Genomic DNA, 7,704 nt, shown 5'->3' on the forward strand with positions numbered 1-7,704 from the left:
ATCTTCTCGATTAAACCGGATTGTTTCGCGAGGCGTCGACCCCCGGCGCGACGTTCAGGGCCTTGGGCGGGGCACGAGGACGGACTCCAGGAAGTCGTCGATCTGTTCGTTGGACTCGTCCGTCGGCTCGTGGGCGGGGCGGTTGGTCATGGCGACGCCCCGACGGACGCCGAGGAGGGCGTCGACGGCGAGGACGTGATTGAGGGCCCGCCATCGTGCGGGGCCGTCCTCCGCGCCGCCGGAGACCAGGAAGGGGCGCGGGGGCATCAGGGCGAGCAGCTCGTGGAGGTCGCGGCCGTCGGCGACCAGCTTCGCGTACGCGCCGGTGCGGGGGTTCTCCGGGGTGACGAGGCCTGGCTTGCGTTTCCGGCCGGGTTCCCAGCCGAGATACCAGGGCTCCTGATAGTTCACGTCCCGGCGGCCTTCGTCGAAGACGATCCCCGGATCGGACCAGACGCCGCAGGCGAACCGCTCGTCCAGGCAGGCGGCGAACATCGCCCACTTGCCGCCGTACGAGTGCCCCATCACGCCGACCCGCGCGGGGTCGACCTCGGGCATGGCCCGCATGGCCGTCAGGGCGTTCGATGCGACGTGCGCCAGATACGCCAGGGGCTGGATCGGCGGCTCCCACTTCGAGGGGTCCAGGACCCTCGGGTCGAAGCCGATCGAGAGGCAGACGAAGCCGCGTTCGGCCAGCCGGCGGGCGAAGTCCCGGCGCGGCTTGGTCCCCAGGCCGATGGCCGTCTCGGGCTCATAGAAGACCACCAGGACCGCCGGGTGCGGGCCGGGCCCGTCCGGGACAAGCAGGTAGGCCGGCTCGATCCGATCCGCGGCGACCTCCACGCGCAACCGGCGCTGGAGGTACGTCCCCCGGCGCTCCTCGCCCAGCACCTCGACCTTCGGTTTCTCGATCCGGGGAGGCTCCTCGCCGATCCGCGCCCGCCACTGGCCGAGGATCTCGCGACGGCGCTCCCGCCACTCGGCCTTGGTGCGCGCGACGCGACCGTCCTCGAACATCAAGGGGGAGCGATGCGTCCCCAGGTCGCCAGCAAGCTCCGGGGGGGGCTCGAAGGCCCCGGCGAGCCCGGCGGGCGGGACGTCGTCGGCCCCGGCGATGGGCCCGGCGGCGGCGGCGACGAGGAAGCAACCGAGGAGGATCGACCGGCCTGTCGTCATGGTGGAGATCCGCGAAGGTGTGGGGGGATTCAGGTCGACCGCGATCGCCGTCCGTCCCCCCTCCCCTCGCCCCAGGCTTCAGTCCCTCGCGAAGACCAGGACGCTGTTGGCGGGCAGGACGAGCGAGGCGGACGAATCGAAGCCGTGCAGGGGGATCGGGTCGATGGAGAGTCCGCCGCCGTTGCCGACCACGTTCGGGTTGACCCAGTTCTCGTAGACGTCGCTGTTGAAGGTCTCGCGCCACGCGCCGGGGGGGAAGCCGATTCGGTAGCCGAAGCGGTTGAAGGTCGACAGGTGGACGACGACCATCACGTCTCGGCCCTCGCCGGGCACCCAGCGGTGGAAGGCCAGCACGCGATTCTGGTCATGGGTGTGGACCGGGCGGAAGCCCTGGCCGCGCAGGGCCGGCTGCCGGCGTCGCAGCGCCAGCAGCTCGCGGGTGAAGCGGATGTGGTCGAGCATCTGCTTGTCGCCCGCCTCGACCCCCGCCCAGTAGAGCAGCAGGTTCGCGTGGTTCTCGACGTCGTCGGCCCATTGCTTGTCTTCCAGGAACTCCTGGCCCATGAAGAGCATCGGGACGCCCGGCGCCGTCAGGGAGATGCCGGTCGCCACCCGCGCGCGGCTGCGGCCGTACCAGGAGCGAGGGTCGTCGAAGTCCCCCAGGCGGGCCACCCGCTGGTCGCGGCCCCGGTAGACGAGGTCGTGGTTCTCCGGGCCTTGCACGAACCGCCACGGCTCGGGGAAGCCGTCGGGCCAGAGGCTGGCGGCCAGCCCGGTCATGGCGAGGGGCCGCTCGTCGGGCCGGCTGGACTCGCGGATCACGTCGCGAATGGCGTTGCGCAGGCCGTCGGTCAGCGTGGTGTCGAAGCCGGCGCCCCCCTCGGACGGGGGCTTCACGACGTACGGGTTGACGTTCCAGTACTCGGCGTGGTCGATCGCCTCCGGGCGGACGTGGTTGAGCGTCGACGTGAGGTCCTGGCAGAACCGCCAGCCGTGGGGGGCGCCGTCGTGGTCGATGACGCTCACTTGATCATATCGAAAACCGTCGACCCGATACTCCTCCAGGAAGAACCGGGCGTTGCGGATCAGGAAGTCGCGGACCTCGGGCTTGGCGAAGTCGAACACCTTGCCGCCGGCGTGCTCCCGGCCGTTGAAGTAGAGCGAGTTCGCCGCCACGCCCCCGGACGTCGGCTGGCGGTCGAAGAACAGGAGGCTCTCTTCGCCGAAATCCCCCCCGGCGTGGTTGTAGACCACGTCCAGGATCACGGCGAGGCCGTGGATGTGGCAGACGTCGATCAGCGCCTTGAGCTGGTTCATCTCGCCGCGGAGGTCGTCGACCGCGAAGCGGGCCAGCCCCCTGGCGTCGAGCAGCTCGTTCACCTCGTCGACGTAGGGCGGGAGCGCGGCGTCCTCGACCGCGAAGTCCATCTCGGGCGAGAAGTAGTCGGTGCCGTTGTAGCCCAGGCTGAACGCGGTCTGGAACTCCTGGATCGGCAGGAGTTGCAGGGCGGTCACGCCGAGTTCGGCGAGATAAGGGACCTTCCGGGCCACGTCGAGGAACGTCCCGGCCTTGCGCGGCAGGTTCGGCGTGTAGAAGGTGCCGACGTGGAGCTGGTAGATCACGAAGTCGTTGAAGCGGGGGGTGACGTACCCGGTCTCGTGCCAGGGGAAGTCGGTCTCGCGGATGACGCACTCGCTGGGGAAGGGCGACTGCAATTCGCGGGCGTAGGGGTCGCGCTTGAGGCCCGAGCTTCCCGTACCGTCGATGTGGAGGATGTAGCGGTCGCGGTCCTTCGCGCCGGGGATGAAGCCTCGCCAGTGGCCCTGGGCGTCCTTCGTCAGCAGGCTGGAGTCGTCCTTGATCCGGCCGTTGAAGTCGCCCAGGACGTAGACCTTCCGCGCGTGGGGGGCCCAGACGCGGAACGTGGCCCCGTCGGCGATCAGGTTGGCCCCCATCGGGGTGTCGGGCTTGATGTGGGTGAGCGGGGCGGGCATGGGCGCCTCGAAGTGTGAGAGCCGAACGGAGATCCCCTGCCCTTCCCGATACGCACGCCGCCGAGTTCGCTTACATGGGCGGCTCGGCCCGGAACCGCTGGAGCAGCTTCCCCGGCAGGCCGATGTCGACGACCGCGACGTCGCCGGTATAGATGGACGCGCCGGGGGCGTCGAAGCCGATCTTGCGGGCGGCGAAGGTGATGGTGGCCCGGGCGCGGACGGCGACCCCCATCGGCTCGCCCGAATCGGCGTCGAGCCCGGAGGGGACGTCGAGGGCGAGGATCGGCTTGCCCGAGCGGTTCATGGCCTCCACCACCGCCCGGAAGGCCCCCTCCACGGGCCGGGCCAGCCCGGTGCCGAGCAGGCCGTCGACCAGCCAGTCGGCCCCGGCGAAGAGTTCGTCGAGCGCGGCCGGATCGGGCTCGTCCCTTTCCGAGCGGGCGTCGAACCAGTCTTGCTGGGGGACCTCGGACCGCTCAAGCACGTCCCACTGGGCGCGGGCGTCGCCCCGGATCGCGTCCAGGCGGGCGAACCAGACGAGGGAGACGGGGTAGCCCCAGGCGTCGAGGTGCCGGGCCATGACGCCGCCGTCGCCGCCGTTGTTCCCCGGCCCGCAGACGACCAGGACGCTCGGGCGTCGTCCCGACCCCGCCATCGCCGCCCACCGCTCGGCGGCGCCCCGGCCGGCGTTCTCCATCAGCACCAGCGTCGACAGGGCGAATTCATCGGCCGCCGAAACGTCCAGGCTTCGGAGCTCCTCGCACGACAGGGGACGGCATCCAGGTCGCGTCATCGCTCGTTCTCCCTCTTCGCGTCGACGTTGACAAGGACCTCACCGACTTCGACACTACAGGAACCGCCCCCGACGAGTAAGGGGGGAGACCCCCCGCCCCGAGGAAGCCCCGCCATGCCGATCTACGAGTACCGCTGCGAACCCTGCGACCACGCCTTCGAAACCCTGATCCGCGGCCAGTCCGACGTGGCCCGCTGCCCCAAGTGCGGCAACGACAAGGTCGCCAAGCAGTTCAGCGTCCCGGCCGGCACCCCCACCGGCACCCTCGGCTACTCCCCCGCCTCCGCCCCCGGCCTCGCCGCCGCCGGCTGCGGCAAACCCGGCTGCGGCCCCGGCGGCTGCGCCGCCATGTAAGGCAAGCCGGACGACGCCGATGCTCCTCTCACCCATCACTCGCGGCCCGGCCGACCGGGCCGTGGGTGCCTGACCAACGTCGGGTCCGAATCCCGTCGACCAGCCGCGAAGTGCATATTCGCCGGATCCGGTCGGATTACGCTTCGACCTCTTCCAACTCCTGCTCCACATCTTCAAGCGATTCATCCTCGAAGTCGAAGCTGGCCTGTTCCTCCAGCCACTTCCGATGCAGGGCCGCATCCGACTTCATCGCCAGTTCGAGGGCGAGCGACTCCCTGTACTGACTCGCTTCCGCTTCGATCGTCCAGGCTGTGTCGAGTCGCAGTTCGTCGACCACATTCTTGAGTTCCTGCAAGCTGACTCGGAAGAATTCCTTCCGTTTGTTGGTCTTGTTGACCTGCCTCTCGACGAATCGCTTGTGCAGGGCGTTTTCCAGACCAGGAGCGTCTTCGGACGAGATCATGGCGTGCACGTCGAACGGGAACGGCACGCTGGCGTCGCCCAGCTCCCTGACCCGCTCGGTGGGATCGAGCCGTCGAGTGAGCCCGATCTTGTAGACGTTTTCTCCGAACGATCCGATGTTGGAGATCACGTAGACGTAACCCTTTTTCGTCTGCCGGGCCATCGAGATCGCCTTCTTGCCCTTCTCCTCCGCCTCGACGAGCCTGACCCTAAGCTCCGAGAGCTGGGCTGTGAACATGGATTTCTCCGCCTCGCTCGCCTCCTCGAGCTGCTTTCTGACCCTGTCGATGGCCTTGTTGACCAGTTCTTCCTCGCGGGCGGCCTGCTTGATCGCCCGTTCGATCTCCTTCTTCGCACGCTCCTCCTCGCGGATCTGTTCCTTGATCGCGCGCTGCTCTTCGCGAGCCTTCTCTTTCAGCTTCTGCACGGCGACGGCCCATTTGACCTCTTCCAGCCGGGAGTCGAGGTACTCTTCCAGGATGCGGGCGTTCTTGTAGACGTCGCCGTCCTTGTTGACCAGGGCGTAGGCGTCCTTGATCTCCTGGATCAGCTTCCCTTGGTTGCCCGGCTTGATCCGTGAGAGGATCGTGTCGACCTTGCCGTTGAAGGTGCTCAGGACGAACTTCAGCGCGTGGTCCCTCTTCCAACCCTCCGGGTAGCCGCAGATGGCGGCGGTCCCGTTCGCCTGCATGATTCTCGTTCGTTCTCGCGCGAGTTTGAGCCTCTCGCCGGCCTTGTTGAAGCCGAACTCTTCGGCCAGTTCGTCCAGGATGTGGGTCGGCGGGACCAGGTAGACGCCTTCGTACTTGTCGATCCGGTTCTGAAGCGCCTGAATCCTGCCCTCGTATTCCTTGAGCTTGCCTTTGGCCTCGTAGGCCGCACCTGCGATCTGCTCCGCTCGATGCTCAGCCTTCCGCCTGATGTTCAGCGCGTCGCTCGTCGCCAGATCGAGGGTTGCTTCCGCCTTCTCCCGCTTCTCCTTGGCGTCCTTCCTCGCTTTGGATGCGAGGTCCCTCGCCGCCTTATGAGCCTCATCCAGGGCCGCTTGGCTTTGCGCTTTCGCGAGCCGGAGAGCCTCTTCGGCTTCTCTTTTTCGGGCCGATGCCTCGATCAGAATCTGGCACCCCGTCTCCCTCGAAACTTCCAGCTCTTTCTCGCCTGCGGTTCTGAGCTTTCTGCCCCGCTCCTGCGCCTCCGCGACGGCCCGCTGGACGATCTCTTCGGCCTTCCTACCGGCCTCCGCGAGCCTCGCCTCGACATCGGCCTTTGATTTTCTGGCGCGGTCGATGATGTCCGGGATGTGCCTGATCTTGTCCAGCCTGGCGAGTTCCGAGGTGTAGGCCTCTGCTTCTTGCTGCCACGTCTCGCTCGCCTTGCGTAGCTGGCTGCTCAGCTCCTGCGAGCGGAAGAAGAAATAGAGGGCGACACCCGTAAGGGCGAACGCGAGGCAAACGAGGAACGCATAAAGCACGACGCAGCTCCGTGGTGGGTCCGGCACATCACCCGATACTCATCGTTCGCAGGTGACCGGAGGCCGGTGGCACCGCCTGGCGGCGGAAAAGCGTTATTATGATCGGAAGGATGAAGCTGGACAATAACGTTGTTGCACGACAGCATGCGTGTTCGCTTTTCTCGTGGTCGAAGTCGGCTCTCCTTTAAAGCTCCGCCAGCAAGGTGCGAGCTTTGGAGGCTCTCCTCACAGCATATTGGTATGAGTCGATTGCTACCCGTCTCATCTCCTTGGGGTAGCCTGGTGGATTTGGGGTAGAGAACGGCGTGGGATTTTCGCAGCATGCCGCACGGAGGGCGATGAAGTGGACCAAAGGCCAGTTACCAAGCCTGAGAATTTGAGCAACCTGAGGGGTAGTCGAGATGGCACCGACACCCTCGTGGTTTCCCTGCTTGTGTGCCCGGCCGACCGGGAGCCACCTGCTCGGGAGTGCGTCCCGATCCCCTTGCCTTGCGATCGAGCCGTCTCAACCATCCACTTCGAGCTTGATGAAGAGGCGAGAGATGCGAAGAGGTCCGTCCTTCCTGTTGATCGCCGCCGCGGTGTTGGGCGTCGGATGCGTCAGGCGTCGTCTCGATGGCGACGCCTCGATCTATTCGCCCGAGCCCTGGATCATCGCCGCCACGGCCCTCGGGGCGACGACAGCCGCCGTGGCGGGGTGGTTCGTACGTCGCAGGCGGAAGTGGATCGGCTACCTCCTGCTCGGCGTCGGCGTGCTCGTCCTGCTCACGACGGTCCCCGGCCTGGCCTTGAGCCGGGCGCTCGTCGACTCCGAGCACGTCGAGTGGAATCGTGGGCTCAATCGCTTCCACTTCCGGTTCGACGACCTCGCAGGCATCGACCACTCCGTCAGGAAGGTCCCGCTCGGTCGGACGACCAGGGACGTCCACTACCTCGAATTCACCACGAAGGCCGGCGAAACGACCCTCATCCAGGTCGAGCCCGGTGCCGCCCGCTATCTCCAGGACGCCATCCCCGAGATCCTCCAGCGGGCGAAGGATCGGGGCGTGCCCTGCACCGAGGAAGGGCCATAATCCGACTGACCGGGCACGCGCTGAGCGGGCGATGAGGCTTCTTGAGCGAATCGCCGTCGATTCGCCCTGAGGCGCGGGCGCATCCCTTGTTTGCGGCAGGTTTCGCCTGGCTTGACTTGGGCGAGCCCATCGACTTTCCCTCGTCGGCAGGGTCTAGCCTGGCGCATTCCGCATACCTGGCGCATCGCCGCGCGTCTTGCCCTTTTTGCCCCTCCCCCGTCTTTGACTCCGTCCCTCCCAGGGCGCATATCTTCGTGGCTGACGAGGGAAGCTGGTCCTGTCACGGGGTCGAGCGAGCCTGGGTCAGCCTTGATGGAGAGGGAAAATCGCCGGGCCGACTTTTGGCTCGGGGATGGATAGGGACGTCTAGCGGCGGGGGC

General features: G+C 67.1%; 6 protein-coding genes. 2 read left to right on the forward strand and 4 right to left on the reverse strand.

Annotated elements, in window-relative coordinates:
* Positions 1 to 54 precede the first annotated feature (54 nt).
* From VT85_RS25295 to VT85_RS25305, 3 genes are all read right to left on the reverse strand, one after another.
* Positions 55 to 1,176: a dienelactone hydrolase family protein gene (locus VT85_RS25295; RefSeq protein ID WP_068421097.1), complete on the reverse strand. Its 1,122-nt coding sequence runs from the start codon at positions 1,174 to 1,176 to the stop codon at positions 55 to 57.
* Between the two features lie 78 nt (positions 1,177 to 1,254).
* Positions 1,255 to 3,171, reverse strand: a complete 1,917-nt coding sequence (locus VT85_RS25300; protein WP_068421098.1) for an alpha-amylase family glycosyl hydrolase — start codon at positions 3,169 to 3,171, stop codon at positions 1,255 to 1,257.
* Positions 3,172 to 3,241: 70 nt separating this feature from the next.
* Entirely contained in the window at positions 3,242 to 3,964 is a 723-nt protein-coding gene (locus VT85_RS25305; RefSeq protein ID WP_068421102.1) for an NAD(P)H-hydrate epimerase, read from the reverse strand.
* Positions 3,965 to 4,078: 114 nt separating this feature from the next.
* Here VT85_RS25305 and VT85_RS25310 point away from each other — a divergent pair, with 114 nt between their 5' ends.
* On the forward strand, positions 4,079 to 4,318 hold the full coding sequence (locus VT85_RS25310; RefSeq protein ID WP_068421106.1) for an FmdB family zinc ribbon protein: 240 nt from the start codon (positions 4,079 to 4,081) through the stop codon (positions 4,316 to 4,318).
* A 136-nt stretch (positions 4,319 to 4,454) separates the two neighbouring features.
* On the opposite strand, the gene VT85_RS25315 is transcribed toward VT85_RS25310, so the two are convergent.
* The gene (locus VT85_RS25315) at positions 4,455 to 6,251 is read right to left on the reverse strand and encodes a GIY-YIG nuclease family protein (RefSeq protein WP_068421109.1); all 1,797 of its coding nucleotides are present in this window, start codon (positions 6,249 to 6,251) and stop codon (positions 4,455 to 4,457) included.
* Positions 6,252 to 6,793: 542 nt separating this feature from the next.
* Between VT85_RS25315 and VT85_RS25320 the strand changes: the two genes are divergently transcribed.
* Entirely contained in the window at positions 6,794 to 7,324 is a 531-nt protein-coding gene (locus VT85_RS25320; RefSeq protein WP_068421111.1) for a hypothetical protein, read from the forward strand.
* The last annotated feature ends 380 nt before the right edge of the window (positions 7,325 to 7,704 follow it).

The organism is Planctomyces sp. SH-PL62, assembly GCF_001610895.1.
Taxonomy (GTDB): domain Bacteria; phylum Planctomycetota; class Planctomycetia; order Isosphaerales; family Isosphaeraceae; genus Paludisphaera.

Coding starts and splice junctions, on each gene's coding strand:
- VT85_RS25295 (WP_068421097.1), bottom strand. CDS start 1,176: ATGACGACAGGCCGGTCGATCCTCCTCGGTTGCTTCCTCGTCGCCGCC.
- VT85_RS25300 (WP_068421098.1), bottom strand. CDS start 3,171: ATGCCCGCCCCGCTCACCCACATCAAGCCCGACACCCCGATGGGGGCC.
- VT85_RS25305 (WP_068421102.1), bottom strand. CDS start 3,964: ATGACGCGACCTGGATGCCGTCCCCTGTCGTGCGAGGAGCTCCGAAGC.
- VT85_RS25310 (WP_068421106.1), top strand. CDS start 4,079: ATGCCGATCTACGAGTACCGCTGCGAACCCTGCGACCACGCCTTCGAA.
- VT85_RS25320 (WP_068421111.1), top strand. CDS start 6,794: ATGCGAAGAGGTCCGTCCTTCCTGTTGATCGCCGCCGCGGTGTTGGGC.